The sequence below is a fragment of the Corynebacterium sp. HMSC08A12 genome (genome assembly GCF_001807485.1).
GTDB classification, from domain to species: domain Bacteria; phylum Actinomycetota; class Actinomycetes; order Mycobacteriales; family Mycobacteriaceae; genus Corynebacterium; species Corynebacterium evansiae.
Window position 1 is genome coordinate 220,502 of sequence record NZ_KV789190.1, and the last position, 25,100, is coordinate 245,601.

At 64.2% G+C, this 25,100-nt stretch carries 23 protein-coding genes and 1 riboswitch; of the genes, 17 read left to right on the top strand and 6 right to left on the bottom strand.

The window, feature by feature from the left end:
* Window positions 1-71: 71 nt before the first annotated feature.
* The 13 genes from rplT to argH all read left to right on the top strand — a co-directional run bounded on the left by rplT (window position 72) and on the right by argH (window position 14,739).
* Window positions 72-455, top strand: a complete 384-nt coding sequence (gene rplT / locus HMPREF3166_RS09750; protein ID WP_011273437.1) for a 50S ribosomal protein L20 — start codon at window positions 72-74, stop codon at window positions 453-455.
* Window positions 456-686: 231 nt separating this feature from the next.
* A complete protein-coding gene (locus HMPREF3166_RS09755; protein ID WP_070489202.1) occupies window positions 687-1,388 on the top strand; it encodes a hypothetical protein in 702 nt (233 codons plus the stop codon).
* Between the two features lie 19 nt (window positions 1,389-1,407).
* Window positions 1,408-2,253, top strand: coding sequence for a TrmH family RNA methyltransferase (locus HMPREF3166_RS09760; RefSeq protein WP_070489138.1), 846 nt, complete (start codon window positions 1,408-1,410; stop codon window positions 2,251-2,253).
* Window positions 2,254-2,337: 84 nt separating this feature from the next.
* Entirely contained in the window at window positions 2,338-3,393 is a 1,056-nt protein-coding gene (pheS, locus tag HMPREF3166_RS09765) for a phenylalanine--tRNA ligase subunit alpha (protein WP_011273440.1), read from the top strand.
* A gap of 75 nt (window positions 3,394-3,468) precedes the next feature.
* Entirely contained in the window at window positions 3,469-6,027 is a 2,559-nt protein-coding gene (pheT, locus tag HMPREF3166_RS09770; RefSeq protein ID WP_070489141.1) for a phenylalanine--tRNA ligase subunit beta, read from the top strand.
* Window positions 6,028-6,090: 63 nt separating this feature from the next.
* Window positions 6,091-7,116, top strand: a complete 1,026-nt coding sequence (argC, locus tag HMPREF3166_RS09775; RefSeq protein WP_070489143.1) for an N-acetyl-gamma-glutamyl-phosphate reductase — start codon at window positions 6,091-6,093, stop codon at window positions 7,114-7,116.
* Window positions 7,117-7,125: 9 nt separating this feature from the next.
* The gene (argJ, locus tag HMPREF3166_RS09780) at window positions 7,126-8,343 is read left to right on the top strand and encodes a bifunctional glutamate N-acetyltransferase/amino-acid acetyltransferase ArgJ (RefSeq protein ID WP_070489146.1); all 1,218 of its coding nucleotides are present in this window, start codon (window positions 7,126-7,128) and stop codon (window positions 8,341-8,343) included.
* 65 nt (window positions 8,344-8,408) lie between these two features.
* Window positions 8,409-9,362: an acetylglutamate kinase gene (argB, locus tag HMPREF3166_RS09785; RefSeq protein WP_035005705.1), complete on the top strand. Its 954-nt coding sequence runs from the start codon at window positions 8,409-8,411 to the stop codon at window positions 9,360-9,362.
* A complete protein-coding gene (locus tag HMPREF3166_RS09790) occupies window positions 9,359-10,570 on the top strand; it encodes an acetylornithine transaminase (protein ID WP_070489149.1) in 1,212 nt (403 codons plus the stop codon). The genes argB and HMPREF3166_RS09790 overlap by 4 nt, the downstream gene beginning before the upstream one ends.
* Window positions 10,571-10,613: 43 nt before the next feature.
* Window positions 10,614-11,540 carry an ornithine carbamoyltransferase gene (argF, locus tag HMPREF3166_RS09795; protein WP_370642215.1) on the top strand — a complete coding sequence of 309 codons (927 nt, stop codon included), beginning with the start codon at window positions 10,614-10,616 and terminating at the stop codon, window positions 11,538-11,540.
* Window positions 11,525-11,989 carry an arginine repressor gene (argR, locus tag HMPREF3166_RS09800; protein WP_011273446.1) on the top strand — a complete coding sequence of 155 codons (465 nt, stop codon included), beginning with the start codon at window positions 11,525-11,527 and terminating at the stop codon, window positions 11,987-11,989. Before argF ends, argR begins: the two co-directional genes overlap by 16 nt.
* Window positions 11,990-12,049: 60 nt before the next feature.
* Entirely contained in the window at window positions 12,050-13,246 is a 1,197-nt protein-coding gene (locus HMPREF3166_RS09805; protein WP_049049364.1) for an argininosuccinate synthase, read from the top strand.
* A 53-nt stretch (window positions 13,247-13,299) separates the two neighbouring features.
* Window positions 13,300-14,739, top strand: a complete 1,440-nt coding sequence (argH, locus tag HMPREF3166_RS09810) for an argininosuccinate lyase (RefSeq protein ID WP_070489152.1) — start codon at window positions 13,300-13,302, stop codon at window positions 14,737-14,739.
* Window positions 14,740-14,751: 12 nt separating this feature from the next.
* Here the strand turns inward: argH and HMPREF3166_RS09815 are convergent, their stop codons facing one another.
* The 6 genes from HMPREF3166_RS09815 to thiC form a co-directional block, all read right to left on the bottom strand.
* The gene (locus HMPREF3166_RS09815) at window positions 14,752-15,966 is read right to left on the bottom strand and encodes a ThiF family adenylyltransferase (protein WP_070489155.1); all 1,215 of its coding nucleotides are present in this window, start codon (window positions 15,964-15,966) and stop codon (window positions 14,752-14,754) included.
* Window positions 15,966-16,769 carry a thiazole synthase gene (locus HMPREF3166_RS09820; RefSeq protein ID WP_070489158.1) on the bottom strand — a complete coding sequence of 268 codons (804 nt, stop codon included), beginning with the start codon at window positions 16,767-16,769 and terminating at the stop codon, window positions 15,966-15,968. Before HMPREF3166_RS09820 ends, HMPREF3166_RS09815 begins: the two co-directional genes overlap by 1 nt.
* Window positions 16,770-16,790: 21 nt before the next feature.
* Window positions 16,791-17,009, bottom strand: a complete 219-nt coding sequence (thiS, locus tag HMPREF3166_RS09825; RefSeq protein ID WP_035005721.1) for a sulfur carrier protein ThiS — start codon at window positions 17,007-17,009, stop codon at window positions 16,791-16,793.
* 39 nt (window positions 17,010-17,048) lie between these two features.
* Window positions 17,049-18,221, bottom strand: coding sequence for a glycine oxidase ThiO (gene thiO / locus HMPREF3166_RS09830; RefSeq protein ID WP_083293869.1), 1,173 nt, complete (start codon window positions 18,219-18,221; stop codon window positions 17,049-17,051).
* Window positions 18,222-18,261: 40 nt separating this feature from the next.
* The gene (locus HMPREF3166_RS09835; RefSeq protein ID WP_070489161.1) at window positions 18,262-18,906 is read right to left on the bottom strand and encodes a thiamine phosphate synthase; all 645 of its coding nucleotides are present in this window, start codon (window positions 18,904-18,906) and stop codon (window positions 18,262-18,264) included.
* Window positions 18,896-20,821, bottom strand: coding sequence for a phosphomethylpyrimidine synthase ThiC (gene thiC / locus HMPREF3166_RS09840; protein ID WP_070489164.1), 1,926 nt, complete (start codon window positions 20,819-20,821; stop codon window positions 18,896-18,898). The genes HMPREF3166_RS09835 and thiC overlap by 11 nt, the downstream gene beginning before the upstream one ends.
* Window positions 20,821-20,934, bottom strand: a riboswitch (TPP riboswitch). Its footprint overlaps the gene before it by 1 nt.
* A gap of 191 nt (window positions 20,935-21,125) precedes the next feature.
* Between thiC and HMPREF3166_RS09845 the strand changes: the two genes are divergently transcribed.
* From HMPREF3166_RS09845 to tyrS, 4 genes are all read left to right on the top strand, one after another.
* Complete coding sequence (locus HMPREF3166_RS09845; RefSeq protein WP_246816989.1) at window positions 21,126-22,700, top strand: VWA domain-containing protein; 1,575 nt, start codon at window positions 21,126-21,128, stop codon at window positions 22,698-22,700.
* Between the two features lie 33 nt (window positions 22,701-22,733).
* On the top strand, window positions 22,734-23,348 hold the full coding sequence (locus tag HMPREF3166_RS09850; protein ID WP_070489170.1) for a hypothetical protein: 615 nt from the start codon (window positions 22,734-22,736) through the stop codon (window positions 23,346-23,348).
* Between the two features lie 66 nt (window positions 23,349-23,414).
* Entirely contained in the window at window positions 23,415-23,582 is a 168-nt protein-coding gene (locus HMPREF3166_RS09855) for a Trm112 family protein (RefSeq protein WP_005295682.1), read from the top strand.
* Between the two features lie 42 nt (window positions 23,583-23,624).
* A complete protein-coding gene (gene tyrS / locus HMPREF3166_RS09860; RefSeq protein ID WP_035005732.1) occupies window positions 23,625-24,911 on the top strand; it encodes a tyrosine--tRNA ligase in 1,287 nt (428 codons plus the stop codon).
* Window positions 24,912-25,100: the final 189 nt, after the last annotated feature.

A 25,100-nucleotide genomic window follows, 5' to 3' on the forward strand; every position in this document is an offset into this window, starting at 1 on the left:
ATCGAGTGGATTCAGCGCTTGAGAAAGTGCTGGTTCGAGGCGCGCACTCTTAAAGAAAAGGAAGTATCACCGTGGCACGTGTCAAGCGCTCAGTGAACGCCAAGAAGAAGCGTCGCGAAGTACTGAAGTCCGCCAAGGGCTACCGTGGTCAGCGCTCCCGCCTGTACCGCAAGGCAAAGGAGCAGATGCTCCACTCCAAGACTTACGAGTTCCGCGATCGCAAGGCTCGTAAGAACGAGTTCCGCAAGCTGTGGATCCAGCGCATCAACGCTGGTGCTCGCCAGAACGGCATGACCTACAACCGTCTGATCCAGGGCCTGCGCCTGGCCGAGATCGAGGTCGACCGCAAGAACCTGGCCGAGCTGGCCGTCAACGACTTCGACGCATTCACCGCTCTGTGCGAGGCTGCCAAGGCTGCCCTGCCGGAGGACGTTAACGCACCGGCTGCTTCCTAAAGCCAGCCCTAAACGCGTAACGCGCACCCCATCCTGGACACCCAGGGTGGGGTTTTCTCGTATGGGGCCGTATGTACGCGGCGATTCCCGATAGATTGGAGGGGCAGCCCCGGATATAGCCGGGCAGAAGTCCGTTAAAGCTAAGGAGAATCCGCATTGAAGACCTACACGCGCGCCGCACTGGCAGCAGTCCTGGCTTTGTCTCTCGGCGGTTCCCTAGCATCATGCAACATGAGCACCAACGAAGACGCGGAACGGGCTATGCAGGAAGCCTCGGAAGGCCCAGGTGGCTCGGAAAGGGCCGGTGATGAGGATCTCTCCTATGCCGATATGTCGGAGGAGGACTTCGCAGCGAAGGCCGCAAAGACCGTCGAGGATTTCATTCAAACCAACTTTGATTCCTCTTTGGTCAAGACAATCGAAAGGCTCCCCGGCGAGGATAAAGAGTTGCTCAAGCGGGCCAACACGGTGGCTAACGTCGAGAAGCTCTCCGACGAAGAGAAGGATGAACTCTTCGAAGTAGCCGACAAGGTGTACAACGTGCGTCACTTCATCGCGGGGGTTGATGACATGGGCGATGAAGACCGCGGTGCGGTAGTTGTTGGCCTGAACCACAGCCTCGACGGTGTCTGGCGGTTTTTTGGTGGCCACGGCGCGATGGAGGTGACAGCGCATCCTGAGAAGGCAAAGGTCGATAGTGCTCGTACGAAGGTGGAGTTCCCGATGGGTTCCCTCGAAATGCACATGCATGGCATCGAGGCGAGTCAGCAGGAGCCCCTTGCCGTTGTCGTGGACGGCGGCCAGCTTCGCATTCATGGCCAGTACCTCATCGACATTGCGCACGAAGCCAAGGACGGGATGATGACTCGTACTCATTCCAAGAACGGCGTTACCACGACGGAGAAGGAGCAGATGACCCTGTTCGAAAACTAGGTCAATTAAGCTGTGGGGTATGAACCCGCAGGATGCCCAAGAGCTTTTCACCGAAAGAACCCCTCGCATTGTCAACGCAGCCAAGCTTCACCGGGCGGCTGCGCGTAAGAAGGCGGGGGTTTTCCTTGTGGAGGGGGAGAACAGCGTAGAGGCCGCCATTGCCACCGGAAGTGCCACGGACGTGTACGTCACGCTGGCTGCCGCGGAGCGTTTCGAGCCGATTATCCGCACCGCCGGCTACCTCAATATCTACGTGCACTACATCACGGACAAGGCCGCTAAGCACCTTTCTGATACCGCCACGACTACAGGTTTGTTTGCTGTGTGCAAGCCGGTGCTGTGGTCTGTCGGTAAGGTATTGACGCCCCAGCCTCAACTGGTGAGTGTCCCAGTGGAAACTAACGACCCCGGTAATGCAGGCACCCTGATTCGAGTGGCCGATGCCATGGGCGCGGATGCCGTAGTGTTTGCCGGGGAGACTGCTGACCCGCAGTCGTGCAAGGCCGCTCGCGCTTCGGCGGGCTCACTGTTCCACGTGCCGGTGGCCCGCTCCACCAACGTGAAGGATGTGTTGGGCCAGCTGCGCGCCCAGGGGCTGCAGATTCTCGCCACCGCGGCCGACGGTGAGGTCAGCCTGGATGATGCCGGGGAGATCCTCACCAAGCCCACCGCGTGGCTGTTCGGTAATGAGGCGCACGGGCTGGGCGAGGAACTGCTGGCCGAGGCGGACCTGCGAGTTTCCATCCCGATCCGTGGGCGCGCGGAATCCCTCAACCTTGCCACTGCGGCCTCCATCTGCATGTATGAATCGTCCCGCATCCAGGCGGCGGCACAGGAGGCTGCTGGGGGAGCAGCCGAAGACTGATAGCCCCAACTCGGTGCGGCAGTGGGGCAGCCGGGTATTATTAACGAGGTTAAGCCGTGCACGTAGAAAGAGGAGCGCACTGAAGTGACGGATTCCGCGGACACTCCCCAGGTAGAGCTTTCGGAGCAGGGGCTCAACGCCGCAGCAGACGCAGCCGAAAAGGCCTTTGCCGAGGCTGCAAATCTGGAGGAACTGGCGGCCGCTCGCCGCGAGCACCTGGGCGACGATGCCCCCATTCCGGCCGCCCGCCGTAGCCTGGGCAGCCTGCCGAAGGATCAGCGCAAGGATGCTGGTCGCCTGGTGAACATGGCGCGGGGTCGCGTCGAAAAGCGCTTCGCCCAGGTCAAGGCCGAGCTCGAGCGCAAGCGCAATGAGGAAGTCCTGCGCGCCGAGCGCATAGACGTCACCGAGCCGACCACCCGCGGTCAGCGCGGCGCCCAGCACCCGATCACCATCCTGTCCGAACAGATCGCTGACATCTTCGTTGGCATGGGCTGGGAGATCGCCGACGGCCCGGAGGTCGAGGCAGAGTACTTCAACTTCGACTCCCTGAACTTCATCCCAGACCACCCCGCGCGCACGCTACAGGACACCTTCCACATCGCTCCGGAGGGCTCCGGCCAGGTGCTGCGCACCCACACCTCTCCGGTGCAGATGCGCACGATGCTCTCCCGCGACCTGCCGATCTACATTGCCTGCCCGGGCCGCGTGTTCCGCACCGATGAGCTGGACGCCACCCACACCCCCGTGTTCCACCAGGTCGAAGGCCTGGCCGTGGATAAGGGGCTGACGATGGCGCACCTGAAGGGCACGCTGGATCACCTGGCCAAGACGCTGTTCGGCGAGGAAGCCAAGACCCGCATCCGCCCGAACTACTTCCCGTTCACTGAGCCCTCCGCCGAGGTGGACGTCTGGTTCGCCGACAAGAAGGGCGGCGCTGGCTGGATCGAGTGGGGCGGTTGCGGCATGGTCAACCCGAACGTCCTGATCGCCGCGGGCGTGGATCCGGAGGAGTACTCCGGCTTCGCCTTCGGCATGGGCATCGAGCGCACCCTGCAGTTCCGCAACGGCCTGCCCGACATGCGCGACATGGTGGAGGGCGATGTGCGCTTCACCCTGCCGTTCGGCGTTCGCCGCTAGAGCAATTTCCCCCAGAGCACCAGAGCATCCCAGAGCACCCCATTTAGAGCCCCAACCAAGGATCTTTCGAAAATCATGCTTATTTCCCAGTCGTGGCTGACCCGAATCCTGCAGACCTCCAACCCGCAGTGGAGCGTGAGCGCCGAGGAGTTCGACGCCGGCTTCGTCCGCGTTGGCTTCGAGACCGAGGGGTACGAGGCGATCCCCGAAACCACCGGCCCGCTGGTGATCGGTCGCGTCGAAAAGATCGAGGAGCTCACCGAGTTTAAGAAGCCGATCCGTTACTGCGACGTCAACGTCGGCCAGGCCAACGGCACCGGCGAGCTGCAGCACATCATCTGTGGCGCACGGAACTTCGCCGAGGGCGACAACGTCGTCATCGCCCTGCCCGGAACGGTGCTGCCCGGCCCGTTCGAGATCTCTGCGCGTAAGACTTACGGCAAGATCTCCGAGGGCATGATCTGTTCTGCGATGGAGGTGGGCCTGGCCAGCCAGCAGAACGCGGGGATCATGACTATTTCTGACGCCGATTTGGCCAGCGCCAACCTCAAGGTAGGCGACGACGCGCGTGGGCTGCTGGGTTTGCAGGACACCATCTTCGACGTGAACATCACCCCGGACCGCGGCTACGCGCTGTCGGCCAGGGGACTCGCCCGCGAGTTGGCGTCCAGTTTTGACCTGCAGTTCCGCGACCCGGCGCAGGATCCGGCAGCAGCGGCGATGCGCAACGACCTTTTCGCCGGCCTGCCCGGCACCGACGGCGAGGTGCAAGCGCTGAAGGTCGACGAGGACACGAAGTGCTCCAAGTTCGGCATGCGCAAGGTCACCGGCATCGATCCGCAGGCGGAGTCCCCGCTATGGCTGCAGCGAGAGCTGATGCTGTGCGGACAGCGCCCAGTGAACCCGGCGACGGACGTGACGAACTACGTGATGTTCCTGCTGGGCCAGCCGATGCACGCCTTCGACGCGGATAAGGTCACCGGAGAGCTGCACGTCCGCCTGGCGAAGAAGGGGGAGAAGCTGACCACGCTGGATGACGTGGAGCGCACCCTCGACCCGGAGGACGTGGTGATCTCCGACGAGTCCGGTATCCAGTCGCTGGCTGGCGTGATGGGCGGTTCGACCTCCGAGATTTCCGAGGCGACCACCAACGTGCTGTTCGAGGCCGCACACTGGGATCAGATCACCGTGGCCCGCACGTGCCGCCGCCACAAGCTTTCCTCCGAGGCCTCCCGCCGCTTCGAGCGCGGCACGGACGCCGCCATTATCGAGGACGCGCTGGACTTCGCCGTCGCACTGCTGGTGAACATCGCTGGTGGCCAGGTGGAGGAGGGGCGCACCCTGGTCGGTGCGGTCCCGGAGATGCCGATGATCACCATCCACACCTCCCTGCCGGGCAAGACCGCGGGCAAGATCTACCCGGACGGCACCACCATTTCCCGCCTGCGGGAGGTCGGCTGTGAGGTGCGCGAGACCGGCTCCCGCGACGACAACGGCGCCCGCGAGATCGAGGTCACCCCGCCGACCTGGCGCCCGGATCTGACGATGCCCGCCGACCTGGTGGAGGAGGTTCTGCGCCTGGAGGGGCTGGAGGACATTCCCTCTATCGTCCCGACCGCCCCGGCTGGCCGCGGCTACACCCCGCGCCAACGGATGCGCCGCAACGTGAGCCAGGCTCTGGCCTGGGCGGGTTACGCAGAGATCCTGCCGACCCCGTTCATCGCCAACGACGTATTCGACGTCTGGGACCTGCCAGCGGATGACCCGCGCCGTCTGACGGTGAAGGTACAGAACCCGCTGGAGAGCGACTACGCCTGCATCGGCACCACTCTGCTGCCGTCCATGATTGAATCCCTGCGCCGTAACGTCACCCGTGGCCAGCGCGATGCAGCCCTTTACGGCGTGGAGCAGGTCTCCGTACCGAAGTCGGCCAAGCCGTTCTCGCCGATGCCTTCTGTAAAGCAGCGCCCGGGGGCAGAGGAGCTGCAGGAGCTGCTGGATTCCCTGCCCGCCCAGCCGCTGCACGTAGCGGTTGTGGCAACGGGTAACCGTCAGCTGCAGGGCACCTGGGGCGAGCCAGAGGCCTTCACTGCGGCGGACGCCATCGAGTCCGCCCGCGTGGTCGCCCGGGCCGCCGGCGTGGAGATCACCGTGCGCAACGCGGAATACCTGCCGTGGCACCCGGGCCGCTGCGCTGAGATCCTGGTGGGCGACAAGGTCGTTGGCCACGCAGGCGAGCTGCACCCGCAGGTCTGCGAGCGCGCGGAGCTGCCGCCGCGCACTGTGGCCATGGAGATGAACCTGGATGCGCTGCCGCTGGAGGAGACCTTCCCGCGCCCGGTGCTGTCCGCTTTCCCGGCGGTGCTGCAGGACATCGCGGTCGTCGTTGACGAGGCTACCCCGGCCCAGGATGTTGAGGATGCCTTGCGTGCTGGCGCTGGCGAGCTCTTGGAGAAGATCCGACTGTTCGACGTCTACCACTCCGAGTCTCTGGGCGAGGGTAAGCGCTCGCTGACCTTCAGCCTGCGCTTCCGTGCGCCCGACCGCACCCTAACGGAGGAAGAGGCCAGCAAGTCCCGCGAGGCCGCCTTGCAGTCCGCCACCGAGAAGGTAGGCGCACAGCTCCGCGCCTAACTGCATAATTCCCATAAACCTGAATAATTTGCATTTCGGGTTCCAATAGGGCAGAATCGTCCTATGTTGAAAATTGCAGTAGCAGGCGCCAGCGGGTACGCGGGTGGCGAGGCTCTTCGCCTCCTATTGAATCACCCCGGCTACGGCGTGGACTTCGAAATCGGTTCGCTGACCGGCGGTTCCAACGCGGGCACGCGATTCGGCGAACTCAACCCCGGGCTGCCCGCCCTAGCGGATCGCGTTCTCGAAGAGACGACGGAGGATGTTCTCCGCGGGCACGATGCTGCAATCCTGGCCCTCCCGCACGGGGTGTCCGCCGCCCTGGATCTGCCGGAATCCATGAAGGTCGTGGACTGCGGCGCGGACTACCGCCTGAAGAATGCCAACCACTGGGCCCGCTTCTACGGCACCCCGCACGCTGGCACCCGCACCTACGGCATCCCGGAGATGCCGGGCCGCCGGGAAGAGATCGCGGCCACCAACTACGTCGCCGCCCCCGGTTGCTTCCCGACCGGCGCCACGATGGCCCTCATGCCCGCTATCGCCAGCGGCCTGATGGCCCCGCAGATCAGCGTGGTTTCCGTCACCGGCACCACCGGAGCCGGCAAGAAGGCCGCCGTGAACCTGCTGGGTTCGGAGACCATGGGTAACCTGCGCGCCTACGGCGTGGGCACCCACCGCCACGCCCCGGAGATCAAGCAGAGCGTGGAGGAGCTGCTGGCTCCCGGCTACTCCTCGGACGACGTACACGTGACCTTCACCCCGGTGCTGGCCCCGCTGACCCGCGGCATCCTCACCACCGTCACCGCCCCCGCGCGTGGCCAGGCGAGCGATATCCGCCGTGCCTACGAGAAGTTCTGCGCCAACGAGCCCTTCCTGCATCTGCTGCCAGAGGGCCAGCAGCCGGAGGTGAAGAGCGTCGTCGGTTCCAACATGGTGCACATCCAAGTGGAGGTCGCCGACGGCATGGTCATCGCCACCAGCGCCATCGATAACCTCACAAAGGGCACCGCAGGTGCCGCCATCCAATGCCTCAACCTGATGTTCGGTTGGGAAGAAACCGCGGGACTCCCGCAGACGGGGCTCTGATTCTCAGTTATGACCAGTGCAGACAAGAACAACCCGGATACCAGCACTGCCCAAGGCTCCTCCGCGGACCTCGGCGTGACCGTTCCCAAGGGCTTTAGCGCCGCAGCTGTGACGGCGGGGATCAAGCCCTCCGGCAAGTCGGATATGGCTCTGATCCGCAACGACGGGCCGGATGCCATCGCCGCCGCCATGTTCACCCGCAATCAGGTCACCGCCGCCCCCGTTCGCTACACCAAGGCGAACAACGACGGCACCTTCCGCGCCGTCGTGGTCAACTCCGGCAACGCCAACGCCTGCAACGGAGCCCAGGGTGACAAGGATGCGCGCGTTACCGCTGAGAAGGCCGCCGAGCTGCTGGGATGCCAGCCCAGCGACGTTGCCGTGTGTTCCACCGGCCTGATCGGCGATGTGCTGCCGATGGATAAGGTCCTCGCCGGAGTCGGCGAACTCGCCGGCGAGCTCGACCAGTCCATCACCGCCGGCAACGATGCTGCCCGCGCCATCATGACCACCGACCTCGTCGCTAAGGAGGCCGTCTACCACGGCGAAGGTTGGTCCATCGGCGCCATGGGCAAGGGTGTCGGCATGATGGCCCCGTCGCTGGCTACGATGCTCGTGTTTATTACTACGGACGCCCACCTTCCCAACGCCGACATGGCCCACGAGGCCCTGGCGGGCGCCACTCCGACAACCTTCGACTGCATCGACATCGACGGCGCGACCTCTACCAATGACACTGTGCTGCTGATGGCCTCCGGCGCTTCCGGCATCACCCCGGACGCAGAGGAATTCAACGCTGCGATCCACCAGGTGTGCCTCGATATTGCGATGCAGCTACAGGCGGACGCTGAGGGCGTCACAAAGAGAGTGTCCATCACCGTCGGCGGCGCAGAAACGGACGCGGACGCACAGACCGCAGCGCGCGTCATCGGCCGCGACAACCTGTTTAAGTGTGCGATGTTCGGCTCCGACCCGAACTGGGGCCGCGTGCTGGCTGCCGTAGGAATGGCGCCGGTGAAGATGAACCCGGAGGCCATCAGCGTGTCCTTCAACGGACACCCGGTGTGCATCAACTCCACGGGCGCGCCCGGTGCCCGCACCGTGGATCTCTCGGGCGCCGACATTGCCGTCGAGGTGGACCTCGGCGTAGGCGAGGGGCGCGCGACGGTATGGACGACCGACCTGTCGTACTCCTACGTGGAGATCAATTCGGAATACTCCACCTAGTTCATCCAGCTCACCCAGCTTGCCCAGAGCTCACCCGCACAACGGATCTACCAGGAAACGCACCAATGAACCCCAAACACACTCCCATCGATACCACCGGGCTGACCCCCGAGATGCGCAGCCATGTGCTGGCCGAGGCCCTGCCGTGGCTGCTGCACTACCGCGACAAGATCGTGGTGGTGAAGTACGGCGGCAACGCGATGATCGACGAGGATCTGAAGCGCGCCTTCGCCGCCGACATGGTCTTCCTGCGCGCCATCGGCGCCCGCCCGGTTGTGGTCCACGGCGGCGGCCCGCAGATCAACGAGATGCTGAAGACCGTCGGCCTGGAGGGCGAGTTTAAGGGCGGCTTCCGCGTGACCACCCCGGAGGTCATGGAGTACGTCCGCATGGTGCTGTTCGGCAAGGTCGGCCGTGAGCTGGTCGGGCTGATCAACGAGCACGGCCCCTACGCCGTCGGCGCCTCGGGCGAGGATGCCGGCCTGTTCACCGCCTCTAAGCGCAAGGTCACGATCGATGGGGAAGAGGTCGACCTGGGCCGCGTGGGGCAGATCGAGCACGTCGACGCCGAAAGCCTGATCGACCTCATCGACGCTGGCCGCATCCCCGTGGTCTCCACGGTCGCACCGGATGACCAGGGGCGGATCTACAACATCAACGCAGATACCGCCGCCGGCGCGCTGGCAGGTGCCCTGGGCGCCGAGAGGCTCGTGATGCTCACCAACGTCAAGGGCTTGTACACCGACTGGCCGAACAAGGAATCGCTGGTATCCAGCCTGACCCCGGAGCAGCTCTCCGACCTGCTGCCCAACCTGGATTCCGGCATGGTGCCGAAGATGGAGGCCTGCCTGGACGCGCTGCGTAGCGGCGTGCAGGCCGCGCACGTCATCGACGGCCGTATTCCGCACTCCGTAATCTTGGAGCTGATGACCACCGGAGGTATCGGCACCATGATCTGCCCCGCGGGCTGGGAAGACGTCACCAGCCCCGACATCAACTATCGGGAGGATCTCCCATGACCCAGAACCTAGAGAACGCATCTAACGACTGGCAGGGCCACTGGAATGCCGCGCTGTTCGAAACCTATGGCACCCCGCCGCGCGAGCTGGTCTCTGGCCGCGGCACCATCGTCTCCGACGCGGAAGGCAACGAGTACCTCGACCTGCTGTCCGGCATCGCCGTGAACGCTCTGGGGCACGCTCACCCTGCCATCGTTGACGCCGTAACGAATCAGATCGCTACGCTCAGCCACACGTCTAACCTGTTCGCCCACCCGCAGGTGATCAAGCTCGCCGAGCGGCTGAAAGGCCTGCTGGGAGAGCAGCACGGGGAGGCCGCCAAGGCGGTGGCCGGTGCCCGCGTGTTCTTCTCCAACTCCGGCGCCGAGGCCAACGAGGCTGCCTTCAAGATCGCCCGCGCCACCGGCAAGACCAAGATCCTGGCCGCCGAGCGTGGCTTCCACGGCCGCACCATGGGCGCCCTCGCCCTGACCGGCCAGCCGGATAAGCAGGAGCCCTTCAAGCCCCTGCCCGGTGGCGTGGAGTATTACCCCTACGGCGACATCGAAGCCCTGCGGGAGATGGCTGACGACGACACTGCTGCGATCTTCCTGGAGTCCATCCAGGGCGAAACCGGCGTGATCCCCGCCCCGGACGGCTTTCTTGCCGCCGTGCGCGAGCTGTGCGATGCCCACGACATCCTCATGGTCGTCGACGAGGTACAGGCCGGCATGGGCCGCACCGGCCAGTGGTTCGGCTTCCAGCACGAGGCCGGTGTGCTGCCGGACGTCATCACCATGGCCAAGGGACTGGGCGGTGGCCTGCCGATCGGCGCCACGCTCGCCCTGCCGAAGGCGCAGCTGCTGGCCAAGGGGATGCACGGCACCACTTTCGGCGGAAACCCTGTCGTCTGCGCGGCCGCGAATGCCGTTATCGACACGATCGAGTCCGAGGACCTGCTGGACAACGTAGCCACCCAGTCGCAGGCAATCCGCGACGGCCTGGCCGATCACCCGAGCGTGCAGAGCATCCGTGGCCGCGGGCTGATGCTCGGTATCGTCCTGGATGCGCCCCTTAACCTGGATCCGCTGGACTACGGGCTGATCGTCAACAAGCCCCAGCCCGATGTGATCCGCCTGGTCCCGCCGCTGAATATTTCGACGGATGAGGTGCAGCGGGGCGTCACAAAGATTAGGCAGATGCTGGACGACAACCGCGCGCAGAACTAGTAACCGCACAAAGAACGGAAGACACCACATGACAAACCTGCACCTGCAGAACAAGGGGCCGCTGCGCCACATGCTGGCCGACGACGACCTCACCCCGGAAGAGCAGGCCGAAGTGCTGGCGCTGGCCGAGGAGCTGAAGGACAACCGCTACGGCAACGGCTACCGCAACCTGCTGGAGCGCCGCTCCGTTGCCGTGCTGTTCGACAAGACCTCTACGCGCACGCGCTTTTCTTTTGACGCCGGCATCACCGAGCTGGGCGGCAACGCCATCGTCGTGGACAGCGGAAGTTCGCAGATGGGGAAGGGAGAGACCTTCCAGGACACTGGCGCGGTCCTGTCCCGCTACGTCACCGCGATTGTCTGGCGCACCGGCGCGCACGACAACCTCCACCAGATGGCGGAGACCGCGGGCGTGCCGATCGTCAACTCCCTGTCCGACGACTTCCACCCCTGCCAGATCCTCGCCGACCTGGTGACCATCAAGGAGCACAAGGGCGAGCTCAAGGGCCTGAACGCAGTGTACTTCGGCGACGGTGCGAACAACATGGCCAACAGCTACATGCTGGGATTCGCCACGGCGGGAGTGAACATCACCATCGCCGCACCAGAGGGTTTCCAACCGGAGGCGAAGTTCGTGGAGCGCGCCAAGAAGCGCGCCGAGCTGACCGGCGCGACCGTGACCGTCACCGACAAGGTGGATGCCACGGGGGCGGACGTGGTGATCACCGACACCTGGCTGTCCATGGGCCAAGATGCCTCCGAAGACCGCAGCGCGCTGCGAGCCTACCAGGTGGACGAGAAGCTGATGGGTACCGCTAAGGACGATGCGATCTTCCTGCACTGCCTGCCGGCCTACCGCGGCAGCGAGGTGACGCCGGAGGTTATCGACGGGCCGCAGTCGGTGGTCTTCGACGAGGCGGAAAACCGCCTGCACGCACAGAAGGCGCTGCTGGTATGGCTTCTTCGCTGACTCGCACCGCCCGGCAGGACATGATCGGGCGGATCATCGGTGCCGAGAAGGTCGGCAGCCAGCGCGAGCTGCTGGGAATCCTGGTGAACCGCGGCATCGACGTCACCCAGGCCACCCTGTCGCGCGACCTGGTGGACCTCGGCGCGAAGAAGGTGCGCGTGGGCGGGGAGGTTTACTACTCCCTGTCCGACGATGTGCGCGTGGATGGGCCGGACAAGCTGCGGCGCGTCCTGGCCGAGCTGCTGGTCGACCACGACCACTCCGGAAACATCGCCGTACTGCGCACCCCACCCGGCGCTGCGCAGTACCTGGCCAGCATCCTGGACCGCTCGGACGTAAACCGAGTGGTGGCCACCATCGCCGGCGACGATACCGTGTTCGTCCTGGCACGGGAGCCGCTCAACGGCAAGGAGCTGGGGGAGTATTTCTTCCAGCTGGCACATAGCTAAAATCAAATAACGGATACAACAACTAGAACGCAAGAAGACTTTCGAAGGGAAGCGTAAAGAATGAAGGATCGCGTAGTACTCGCATACTCCGGCGGGCTGGATACCACCGTGGCCATCAGCTGGATCGCCAAGGAGCGCAACGCAGAGGTCGTCTGCGTCTCCATCGACCTGGGTCAGGGCGGCGAGGACATGGAGACCGTCCGCCAGCGCGCCCTCGGTGCCGGCGCCGTGGAGTCCATCGTCGTGGACGCCCGCGACGAGTTCGCCAACGACTACTGCCTGCCGACCATCAAGGCCAACGGCATGTACATGAAGGAGTACCCGCTGGTCTCCGCGATCTCCCGCCCGCTGATTGTCAAGCACATGGCGGATGCAGCCAAGGAGCACGGCGGCACCGCCGTCGCCCACGGCTGCACCGGCAAGGGCAACGACCAGGTCCGTTTCGAGGTTGGCTTTGCCAACACCGCCCCGGACCTGGATATCATCGCCCCGGTCCGCGACTACGCCTGGACTCGCGAGAAGGCCATCGCCTTCGCCGAGGAAAACGGCATCCCGATCGAGCAGTCCAAGTCCTCCCCGTTCTCCATCGACCAGAACGTGTGGGGCCGAGCCGTGGAGACCGGCTTCCTGGAGGATCTCTGGAACGCCCCGACCAAGGACGTTTACGCCTACACCGAGGATCCGGGCCTGGGCCAGGCACCGGACGAGGTCATCATCTCCTTCGAGTCCGGTGTGCCGGTGGCCATCGACGGCAAGAAGGTCACCGTCCTGGAGGCTATCGAGGAGCTGAACCGCCGCGCAGGTGCGCAGGGCGTCGGCCGCCTGGACATGGTTGAGGACCGCCTGGTGGGCATCAAGTCCCGCGAGATCTACGAGGCTCCGGGCGCCATTACCCTGATCCGTGCCCACGAGGCTCTGGAGGCGGTCACCGTCGAGCGCGAGCTGGCCCGCTACAAGCGCGGCATCGACGCCGAGTGGTCCAACCAGGTCTACGACGGCCTGTGGTTCAGCCCGCTGAAGCGCTCCCTGGATGCGTTTATCGACTCCACTCAGACCCACGTCACCGGCGACATCCGCCTGGTGCTGCACGCCGGCTCCATCACCGTCAACGGCCGCCGCTCCGGTAAGTCCTTGTACGACTTCAACCTGGCTACCTACGACGAGGGCGACTCCTTCGACCAGTCCATGGCCCGCGGTTTCGTGGAGCTGCACGGCCTGTCCTCCAAGATCGCCGCTAAGCGCGACCTGGCTAACTAGGTGACCAGCTAACTAGGCAACTGGATAAATAGAGCAGAAAGGCACACCCAAACATGACCACCGAGGCACACGGCACGAACGAGGGCGCCCTGTGGGGCGGCCGATTCTCCGGCGGCCCAACTGAGGCGATGGCCGCCCTGTCGAAGTCCACGCACTTCGACTGGGTTCTGGCCCCCTACGACGTGCTGGCCTCGCAGGCTCACGCGCGGGTGCTGCACAAGGCCAATCTGCTGAGCGACGAGGACTTCGACACGCTCATCGCCGGCCTGCAGAAGCTGGGCGAGGACGTGGCCGACGGATCCTTCGGCCCCGAACCCAGCGACGAGGACGTCCACGGCGCAATGGAGCGCGGCCTGATTGACCGTGTTGGCCCCGAGGTCGGCGGTCGCCTACGCGCGGGCCGTTCCCGCAACGACCAGGTGGCCACCCTGTTCCGCATGTGGGTGCGCGACGCGATCCGCGACATCACGGCGGGCGTGCTCGACGTCGTCGACGCGCTGGTGGCTCAGGCTGACCGCCACCCAGAGGCCATCATGCCGGGTAAGACGCACTTCCAGGCCGCCCAGCCGGTACTGCTGGCCCACCAGCTGCTGGCGCACGCACAGCCGCTGCTGCGCGACGTGCAGCGCTTCCAGGATCTGGATAAGCGCTTGGCGGTGTCCCCGTATGGTTCCGGCGCGCTCGCGGGTTCCTCCCTGGCGCTCGACCCGGAGGCCATCGCGGAGGAGCTCGGCTTTGACTCTGCTGCGGATAACTCTATTGACGCCACCAGTTCCCGCGACTTCGCCTCTGAGGCAGCCTTTGTGTTTGCCCAGGTGGCGGTGGATCTATCTCGCCTGGCTGAGGAGATCATCGCCTGGTCGACCCCGGAGTTCGGCTACGTCACGTTGGCCGATGAGTGGTCCACCGGCTCGTCGATCATGCCGCAGAAGAAGAACCCGGATGTTGCCGAGCTGATGCGCGGCAAGACCGGCCGCCTGATTGGCAACGCCACCGGCCTGCTGGCCACCCTGAAGGCCATGCCTCTGGCCTACAACCGCGACCTGCAGGAGGATAAGGAACCCATCGCGGATTCCGTCGCACAGTTGAATCTGCTGCTCCCGGCGATGGCCGGGCTGGTCGGTACCTTGACATTCCACCCGGAGCGTCTGCGCGAGCTCGCCCCCGCAGGCTTTACACTTGCCACCGACCTGGCGGAGTGGATGGTTCGCCAGGGCGTGCCGTTCCGCGTGGCCCACGAGGCCTCCGGCTCTTGCGTCCGCATTGCGGAATCGCGTGGAGTGGACCTGGTGGACCTCACCGATGAGGAGCTGGCGAGCGTGCACGAGGCCCTGACCCCGCAGGTGCGCGAGGTGCTGACCATCGACGGCGCAGTTGCCTCCCGTGCTACCCGCGGCGGAACTGCCGGCGTGCGCGTCGCCGAGCAGAAGGAGCGGGTCCGTGAGGCGGCTGCCGCCGACCGCAAGTGGGCGGAGAAAACCCGCCTGGTCTAAAAGTCAGCGGGCTTAGATCCCGACCCCGTGCTCATTCGCCCCGCCGGGCAGGTTGTGCAAACGCACTCCCTGCCCGGCGGCGTGCTGTGCAAAGCGGTCGACAAAGCTCGCAGAGCGCTTGCCGGACGCGCAGTACACCACCACGTCCACGGCTCCCGCTGCAGTGCTGACCTCGGAGCCAAGACTCTCAATCAGCTGCTCGGCCAGCTCCGGCTGCTCGCTCCACACAGTGGTGGGCAGGTGGTAGCCCGGGTGCTCAGCAAAGGACGGCAGATCCTTGATAGCCTTCTCACCCGGCTCGCGCACGTCGATGGCAACCGCAGTACCGTCGGCGAGGCTACTCAGCAGGGAAGCGGCCGTATCTTCTTCCGCCGTGCGAGTTTCAGCGGCATCCACCGCGCAGCTCGACAGGTCCTCCTCCACGATCTCGGTAACCGGCTGCCGCTGGGGATCGGCGGCCACGTTGAAGTGCTGGATGTTGGCCGTGAGGGCGTCATAAATAAGCAATCGCCCCACCTGCTGCGCGCGAGTGTCCGGGGCTCGCAGGAACTTAATGGTCTCCGTAGCCATCAGTCCGGCGACCACGGAGGTCGTCACGCCCAGCACTCCAGCGGTGGCGCAGTCTGGCACACTGTCGGGGTCCGGCTGTGAGGGGTAAAGGTCGCGCATGCCGACGCCCCGGCCATGCGGCTCGGCACTCTCGCCGGACCACCAGACGGCCACGTCGCCGCGGTAGCGCAGGACGGAACCCCAGACCAGGGGAGTGCCGGTGGCCTCGGCGGCATCGGCGGCCAAGAACTTCGTGGCGAATGTATCCGAGCCGTCGATGAGCACGTCCACGCCTTCTAGCAGTTCGGCGGCGTTGTCGGCGCTGAAGCGACCGTGTATGCCGTGGAAGATCAGCCCGGGTTGCAGCTCCCGCAGACGTTCTCCAGTGACTTCCACCTTGGGGCGGCCGACGTCGCTGGCACCGAAGAGAATCTGCCGGTGGATGTTCGTGATGTCCACCGTGTCGTCATCTATGACGGAAATCTCGCCGACCCCCGCCGCGGCCAGGGCTTGCATCAAGGGGCAGCCGAGCCCGCCAGCGCCGATCACCAGCACGTGTGCCTCGTGCAGCCGCTCCTGCTCCCGCAGTCCATGACCCGGCAGGATCGTCTGCCGGGCGACGCGCTTCAGCTCCTCGGCGGGCAGCGTGGTGTAGTCGGAGGTGTAGTCGCCGACCATCACAACACCTCGTCGGCCCAGCCATCCCAACTGGCCAGGCCGTCGAAGCTGGAGGAGGCTAACGCGCCCTGGGCGTGCGTGCGCTGCGGGATGCGCCCCGCCTCGCGCGCCAGTCGGCCGGCCTCCACAGCCGCCTTCATGGCGTGCGCCATCGCCACCGGGTCCTGGCAGCGGTTCACCGCGCTGGCCAGTAGCACGCCGTCGCAGCCCAGCTCCATCGCCAGTGCCGCGTCGGAGGCCGTACCCACGCCTGCGTCCAGCAGCACCGGAACCTGGGCGCGCGAGCAGATCAGCTCGATGTTGTGCGGGTTCAGGATCCCTAGGCCCGTGCCGATGGGGGAGCCCAGCGGCATGACCGCGTGCACGCCCACGTCCTCCAGCCGGCGGGCGACAACCGGGTCGTCGCTGGTGTAGGCCAACACTACGAAGCCCTCGGCCACCAGCATCTCGCAGGCATCCACCAGCTCCACCACGTCGGGCAGTAGCGTGTGGTCGTCGGCGATGACCTCCACCTTCACCCAGTTGGTTCCCAGCGCCTCGCGCGCCAGCTGAGCCGTCAGCATCGCATCGCGGGCGGTTTGGCACCCGGCGGTGTTCGGCAGCACGTCGACGCCCAGGCGGTTCAGCAGCTCGAACACGCTCTCGCCGCCGCCGGTGGTCTTGGCGCTGTGGCGGCGCATCGCCACCGTGGTCAGCTGCGTGCCGCTGGCCACCAGCGCGTCCTCCAGCAGCGATTGGCTGCTGGCTCCGCCGGTGCCCATGACCAGGTGTGAATCGAATTCCTTATCCGCGATCTTCAGCATGATCTTGTCCTCTAGCCGTCTTTAGCCGCCCTGGACGGCGATCAGGATGTCCACCGCGTCGCCGTCCTCCAGCGCACGCCCCCAGTCGCTTGCCGGCACCACAGAGCGGTTCACCGCCACCGCGACTCCCTTCGCGCCCTCGTTCTCGGAAACCTCGCGGCCCGTCTCCGCAGCCACGACCTCCGCCACGCTCGGTGCCTTGTCAGCCGACCGTGGCTCTTCATTCACCGTGTAGTTCATCGATCCTCCTTAGATCGTTTGTGCGTATGCCCCGCAGCTTTAGGCATGCCGCAGTGGCGCGCAGCTGGCTAGGTTCATCTCTGGGTCTATCTCCGCTTCCAACGCAGACACCGGCTTGCCCATTCCCAGCGCTGCCCCCACTGTAGCCCCCAGCGCAGACAGCAAAATCCCGTGGCGGAAGTAGCCCGTGGAAACCACCAGCTTCTCGCCGACTTTCCCCAGGTAGGGGAGATCATCCGGCGTGCCAGGCCGCTCGCCGGTGATCGCCTCGATAAATTCGCACTCCTGGATGCCCGGCACAATCCGGATCGCGTCGCGCAGCAGCGTGTACACCCCATCCACGGCGGGGCCGCGTCGCGAGTCCTCGCGGCTGGTCGCGCCCACGGCGATCGTGCCGTCGGTACGCGGGATGATGTACACCGGCCGGTCCTCCACAAACGCCCGGATGACGCGCCCCACGGGCGCCTCCATCCCCTCCGGCACTCGTAGCCGCAGCATATCGCCGCGCACGGGGCGCAGCTTCAGCGGTGACTGCTCGCCCTCGTACCAGCCGCGTACCTGCCCGGCGCCCAGCCCGTTGCACAGGTACACCATGTCGCCCGTGTGCGTCGCCGCGTCGGTCGTCACCGCGCCATCCTCGATGCGGTTCACCCGTTCGTCGATGATCGCCACCCCCATGTTCCGCAGCGCATCTAGCAGCGCCGCGCAGTACATACGAGGGTTCACCTGGTGGTCGCCGGGGATTTCGACCACGCCGGATAGCTGCGGACTGAGCCCCCACTCGGCCTTGCGCGCTTGGCGCAGCGGTAGTCGCTGCACCTCCATACCGTGGCCGTGCTGGTGCTCGGTCAGCTCGGTGAGGTGCCGCGCGTCCGCCCGGTCCGCCCCCACCACGAAGGTCGATTCTGTTCTATGGCCGGTGCTGAGGGAGGTTTTTTCGCCCAGCCGTTGCAGCAGGTCGTCGTACAAGTTTTTGGACGCCACCATCAGCGGGTACAAAGGCTCCTGCTTATACTGCACCTCTGCGACCGGGGCCAGCATGCCGCCCGCGACGAAGGAGGCTCCGCTCACCGGGGCGGGGTCGATCACCGCCACGGTGGCCGGATCCGCCCCGAGATCCACCAGCTTAAAGGCGGTGGATAGGCCCACGATCCCCGCGCCCACCACAATGTGGTCATAGTGCTGGGAATTTGCGGGGTTGGGATTAGTCACTTTTATTCACTTCCTTTGGGCGGGTTGCAAGCGGTGGGCGTCACGAAGAAAAACCAGTGAGCACCTGCCGAGCCGTGGCGCGCGGGTCGGCCGAGTTCATGAACCCGCGAACGATCGCAACTCCCGCGACTCCCGTGGCGGCCAGGTCGGCGGCATCTTCCGCGCGCACGTCGCCGATAGCGACCACCGGCACGCGCGAGGCCTCTACCAGCGCGGGATAACCCTCTAGCCCCAGCGGCTCGCGGCCGGAATCCTTGGTGGGGGTGGGGCGGAAAGGCCCGGCGCCGATGTAGTCGATCACATCCGCATACTCGTTGGCCTGCTGCACCAGGGGCAGAGTGCCGGTGGTCAGCCCGATAATGGCATCCTTGCCCAAAACCTGACGAGCCAAGCGTGGGTCCAGGTCGTCCTGGCCGATGTGCACGCCGTGGATGTTGTGCTCCGGCATGAGGGCGGCGGCAACGTCCACGCGGTCGTCAATCAACACCTTGGTAGCCGGGTTGGCCTGCTGCACCGCGGCGGCGACCTCGATGGCCAGTGCCGTGAGGTCGCGCACGCTGATCGGTTTGCTGCGCACCTGTACCACGCCCGCACCCCCGGCGGCCGCGGCTGCGGCCACGTCCACGACCTTCTCGTGAGGGGCGCCCGTGACCAGGTAGCAGCGCAGATCCAAGTTAGCGCTCACTGTGCGCTGCCGCCTCCTTCTGCAGATCCTCGGCGACTTCCTTCGCCTCGTCGCGGTTCAGGTACAGCTGGGAGCCCGCGCGGCGGAACTCCTCAGCCATTTCCTCCTCGCCCGCAGCGTTGAGGCCGTCTACGCCGTCTACACTCTGTCGGCCGAAGCCCGGCAAGCCCAGGTCCTTGACCAGCGACTGCTTCTGGTCGGTGGCCAGCGCCTCGTCGATCTCGTCGCCGAAGGCATCGCGGATGTCCTGGCTGATGCGCATGGAGCAGAACTTCGGGCCACACATGGAGCAGAAGTGCGCGGTCTTCGCGGGCTCCGCAGGCAGCGTTTCGTCGTGATACGCCTGCGCGGTGTCCGGGTCCAGGGAGAGGGCGAACTGATCGTGCCAGCGGAACTCGAAGCGGGCCTTACTCATGGCGTCGTCCCATTCGTGGGCGCCCGGGTGGCCCTTGGCAACATCGGCGGCGTGGGCGGAGACCTTGTAAGTGATCACACCGGTCTTCACGTCGTCCTTGTTCGGCAAACCCAGGTGCTCCTTCGGGGTGACGTAGCACAGCATTGCGGTGCCGCCCATGGCGATGTTCGCCGCACCGATGGCGGAGGTGATGTGGTCGTAGCCCGGAGCGATGTCCGTGACCAGCGGCCCCAGCGTGTAGAACGGTGCACCGCCGCACCATTCCTGCTCCTTTTCGTTGTTGACCTGCACCATGTTCAGCGGCACGTGGCCAGGGCCTTCCACCATGACCTGCACGTCGTACTCCCAGGCCCGGTGGGTCAGCTCGCCGATGGTCTTCAGCTCTGCGAACTGGGCTGCGTCGTTGGCGTCCGCGATGGAGCCGGGGCGCAGGCCGTCGCCCAGGGAGAACGCGACGTCGTACTTGGTGAAGATCTCGCACAGTTCGTCGAAGTTCTCGTAGAGGAAGGATTCCTTGTGGTGCGCCAGGCACCAGCCGGCCATGATGGAGCCGCCGCGGGAGACGATGCCGGTGACGCGCTTGGTGGTCAGCGGCACGAAAGGCAGGCGCACGCCTGCGTGGATGGTCATGTAGTCCACGCCCTGCTCGCACTGCTCAATAACGGTATCGCGGAAGATCTCCCAGGTCAGGTCCTCGGCCACACCATCGACCTTCTCCAGAGCCTGGTAGATCGGCACAGTGCCGATTGGCACCGGAGAGTTGCGCAGGATCCACTCGCGGGTGGTGTGAATGTCGTTACCGGTGGACAGATCCATCACGGTGTCCGCGCCCCAGCGGGTAGCCCAGCGCAGCTTGTCCACTTCCTCGCGGATGGAGGAAGTGACGGCGGAGTTACCGATGTTGGCGTTGATCTTCGTGGTGAAGGCGTTGCCGATGATCATCGGCTCGGACTCCGGGTGGTTGATGTTGTTCGGGATGATGGCCTTGCCGGAGGCTACCTGCTCGCGAACCTTCTCCACGTCGCAGTGCTCGCGCAGTGCTACGTACTCCATCTCCGGAGTGATGACGCCCTGGCGGGCATAGTGCATCTGGGTGACGCGTTTGCCCTCCTTGGCGCGCAGAGTCGGGCGGGTGGAACCCTTCCACTCCTCACTGGCCTCGCCGCGCTTGACCGCGCGGTTGCCGTCGTCCAGCAGGTTACGGCGGCGGCCTTCGTAAGCCTCTACGTCGTCGCGGGCTTCGATCCACTCGCTGCGCAGGCCCTCCAGCCCCTTGGTCGGCTCGGCCCACGGGCCACGAGTGCGGTAGATGCGCACCGGCTCGTTCGGGCCGGTCGGGGAGTCGTCCAGCTGGATCTCCGTCTCCGGCACCTGCAGTGTGAAGGTCTTGCCGAAGGATTCCACGGTCTTCTCGATGGGGGAGAAGCTGTGCTTCGGGTGGATCTCCGCGCCGTACTCGTCGGTAGGGGTGGCGGTGTTTTGGGTAGACGTATCCGTCATAAAAACTCTCCTGATTCTTCCTTCGCTGGTTCTAACCAGACAGGTTCTAGCGGTACTCGCGCGGGATGCAGCGCGATCTCAGCCCGATACCTCGGGTGCCCGTGTTCGGTTGTGCTCCCCACTGTAACGCACCTCTCACAACCGTGTAGTTCTGCCCTGAATAGTTTCCGCTTCACTTATTGGATTTGCCCTGAAAAGCAGCTGTGTGTGCAATATGATCAGCCCTATGGCGACCCCGTATCCCAGTAGCTTGAACAGCACTGGTAAGAAAAAGAGCCCCATAAAGTTCCTTCTTGTTGTCATCTTGCTGTTGATTGCAGCGGGTGCATACGTAGTCGGCTCGGGGGATTTCCTCGACAGCTTCAAAAAGCTGGGCGGGAAGTCCTTCGATACCAGCAAGCCACTGAAGATCGTCGCTGCCACGGAGCTGACGGACATGGAGCCGTTTGTCCATCAGGCCTCCGCGGACCTGGGGTTCGACATTGAAATGGAGTACGACAGCGGCACACTCGTCAACACTCGTAACCTGAATGATGGTGCATATAGGGATAAGTATGACGCCACTTGGTTTGCAACCAACGCCTTTGCCAAAGCCCAGGGCATAAAATCGCAGGGTGAAGATCACAGCATTGCCCGTTCGCCGGTAGCTCTGGGGCTCAAGCAGGACGTGGTGGATCGCCTGGGGTGGCGCAATAAAGACATTAGGTGGGCGGACATCGCGGATGCCGCAGCCCGTGGCGACCTGACCTTCGGCATGACGGATCCGCAGGAATCCAACTCCGGTTTCCTTGCCCTCCTTTCGGTAGCCGCGGAATTCAGCGACTTCACTCCTGGGCAGGCTTTCGATTCCTCGAAGGTGAGCATGGACGAGCGCCGTATGGAGGACTTTTTCTCCGGCCAGACGATCACCTCCGGGTCTTCCGGCTGGCTACGGGACACTTTCGTGAAGAACCCGGGTAAGGCCGACGGCATCTTCAACTATCAGGCAGTTCTGCAGTCGATGAAAGAAAGCGACAACGTCGACATCGAGGTATTCGTCCCCGGTAATGCCGCGGGTGCTGCGGATTACCCCATCTCGGCACTTCGGAACCCCGGAGATCAGAAGGCCGATGAGGATGCTCAGGCGAAAGTCGAGGCCCTGGCAGATTGGTTTAGGGAGCACAGCGTGGAGGTAGGGGAGAAGACCCACCTGAACGTCTGGGGCGAGGATGCAGAGAACAAGGGCATACAGCGCTACTACGAATACCCGAAGTCCGAGGACCAGCTTGTCTCCCTCGTTAGCCTGTATCGGGATCAACTGCGCCGACCAGCGGATAGTAACTTCCTGCTAGATACTTCTGGTTCGATGCGGGGCAACCGTTTGGCGGATCTAAAGAACATTTTGAATAAGCTCATCGACGGCACCGCCGGCGAAGGCAATAACCCGAAGGGGTTCACCCGCCGAGAGACGATTACCCTCATGCCCTTCAGTAGCAAGGTTGCGGACGGGTACACGCAGGAGAACTACGACCCGGACAATGCACAGCAGAAGCAGAACCTGCGGGGTTACGTGAACGGCCTGCAGCCGCGCGGTGAAACCGCGATTTATGACGCCGTGTTGCGCGCCTACGATCGTGCGGGCGAGGGCGGTACCCTGAATTCGATTGTGCTGATGACCGATGGCGAGTCGAACTCTGGCACGAGTCGCCAGGACTTTATTACAAAGATGACTCACAAGATGGCCGAGACTAACCACAAGATCCCGGTGTTTGTGATCCTGTACGGTGAGGCCAGCGAGGAGGAGATGAACTTCTTGGCGAACTTCACCGGTGGCAAGGTCTTCAACGCCCGCGGCGGTGACCTCGCCAAGGCGTTCGAAGAGATCCGCAGCTACCAATAGAAACGAAGACAGGCCGCTAGGCAGAAAGAAGCCGTGAACTCTAAGTACTCCCTGAAGATCATCGTCGCGCTTGTCGTGTTCGTCGCCGTAGTGGCCGCCCACGCTGCGGTGGGTCTGGGTTCTTTATGGCTAATCACGGCGGGAGCCCTCGCCGGTGTCGCCGGTGTTCTGACGCCCGAGCGGCAACCGCAAGAGGCGCTGGAGGCGCCGCCGAAACCCAGCGCCGTTGTTTCTCCTGTCGAGTCCCTGCAGGAAATGCGCACCCGGATCAAACAGCTAAAACAATCCATAAAGCTTTCCGGCGAGCAACGGCAGGAGTTTTTCGCGGATCTGGATCATTTCTTCAAAACTTGCCGGGACGTTGTCCAAGAGTGGGACCACTTGGAAGCGGATCCCTTCCAAGAAGAAAAGGTTCGTCGCATTATGGATGTCTATTTTCCGGAAACCTGCAGAATCCTGGAAGAGATGCCGGGTGTAGCGCACCGGCAGGCGGTTGAAGATTTCCGCGCATCGCTGGCAGTTTTGCAGACAGAGATAGACGAGGTTCACAAAGCTATCCTGCGGGACAATCTCCAAGAACTAAAGGACAATCGCACATTCTTGGAGCTGCAGTTCGGAGTTCTGAATGAGCCCGACGAACAAAGCTAGAAGTATTGGGCGGCGTAGGGGGCGTCACTAAGAAAGAAGCCCGAAGCACCGGCTAGAGTAGACAGCATGATTGACCAGAAGCTCCTAGAGATCCTCGCGTGCCCCATCGACAAGCAGCCGCTGGAGGATCACGGTGACTATTTGGTGAACCCCCGCCTGAACAAGGCCTATCCGGTGCAGGACGGCATCCCGGTACTGCTGGTCGAAGAAGCTAAAGACTGGCCCGTTAAGTAGCAACGCACAAAGAACACAGAAGAAAAGCGAGAACGAGCACGCATGAGCGACAACAAGAACATCATCGACGAGCTGCAGTGGCGCGGCCTGATTAACCAGTCGACGGACCTGGAGGCGCTGAAGGAGGCCACGCAGAACCCCATCACGCTGTACTGCGGTTTCGACCCGACGGGCAGCTCCCTGCACGCGGGCCACCTGGTGCCGCTGATTATGCTGAAGCGCTTCCAGCAGTTCGGCCACCGTCCGATCACCCTGGCCGGCGGCGCAACCGGCATGATCGGCGACCCTCGCGACGTGGGCGAGCGCTCCATGCTCACCGAGGAGCAGATCGGTGAGAACATGGTGGCCATCAAGAAGCAGCTAGAGGCATTCGTCGACTTCACCGAGGACAGCGATGTGGATAGCCCGGCCGTGATGGTGAACAACGCGGACTGGATCAGCCAGATGAACGTCATCGAGTACCTGCGCGATGTCGGCAAGAACTTCTCGCTGAACACCATGCTGGACCGCGATACCGTGAAGCGCCGCCTGGAATCCGACGGCATTTCCTACACTGAGTTTTCCTACATGCTGCTGCAGGCCAACGACTACGTGCACCTGCACAACGAGTTCGACTGTGTGCTGCAGATTGGCGGCGGCGACCAGTGGGGCAACATCGTTTCTGGTGTGGATCTGAACCGCCGTGTGAACGGCGCCAAGGTGCACGGCCTGACGGTTCCGCTGGTGACGGACGCGGAGGGCAACAAGTTCGGCAAGTCCACTGGCGGCGGCAAGCTGTGGCTGGATCCGCAGCTGACCAGCCCGTACTCCTGGTACCAGTACTTCATCAACGCGGGCGATTCCGTGGTGATCGACTACCTGCGTTGGTTCACCTTCCTTTCCCAGGAGGAGATCGCGGAGCTGGAGCGCAAGGTCGCCGAGGAGCCCTTCAAGCGCGAGGCGCAGCGAGTTCTGGCCCGCGAGATGACCACTCTGGTGCACGGCGCGGCTGCCACCGAGGCTGTGGAGCTGGCAGCTCAGGCGCTGTTCGGCAAGGCTGAGCTGCAGGAACTGGACGAGGCCACCCTGGCTTCCGCCCTGCAGGAGACCGAGGTTGCCGAGGTTGGCGCCGACGCCACCATCCTGGACCTGCTCGTCGAGTCCGGCCTGGAGAAGTCCAAGGGTGCCGCCCGACGCACCGTCGGGGAGGGTGGCGCGTACGTGAACAACCAGCGCATCGAGGACATCGAGTGGTCCCCGTCCGCCGAGGATCTGCTACACGGATCGTGGCTGGTGCTGCGCAAGGGTAAGAAGCGTTTCGCCGGTGCGCGCGTTGGTGCTTCTTCTTAGTGACGCCACCCGCACGGCCTGTATGCCCTAACCCGATCCCTTGGTAGTTGCATTTTCCTGCCTCTACCAGGGGATTTGTGTCTTTCTTGGCGTTGGGTGTACATTAATTCAAGTCGCCGAGAGCGAGCGGGGAAATAAAACCGGCTCGAGAGGCTCGGTGTGCGTAGGTTGTTTGAGAACTCAATAGCG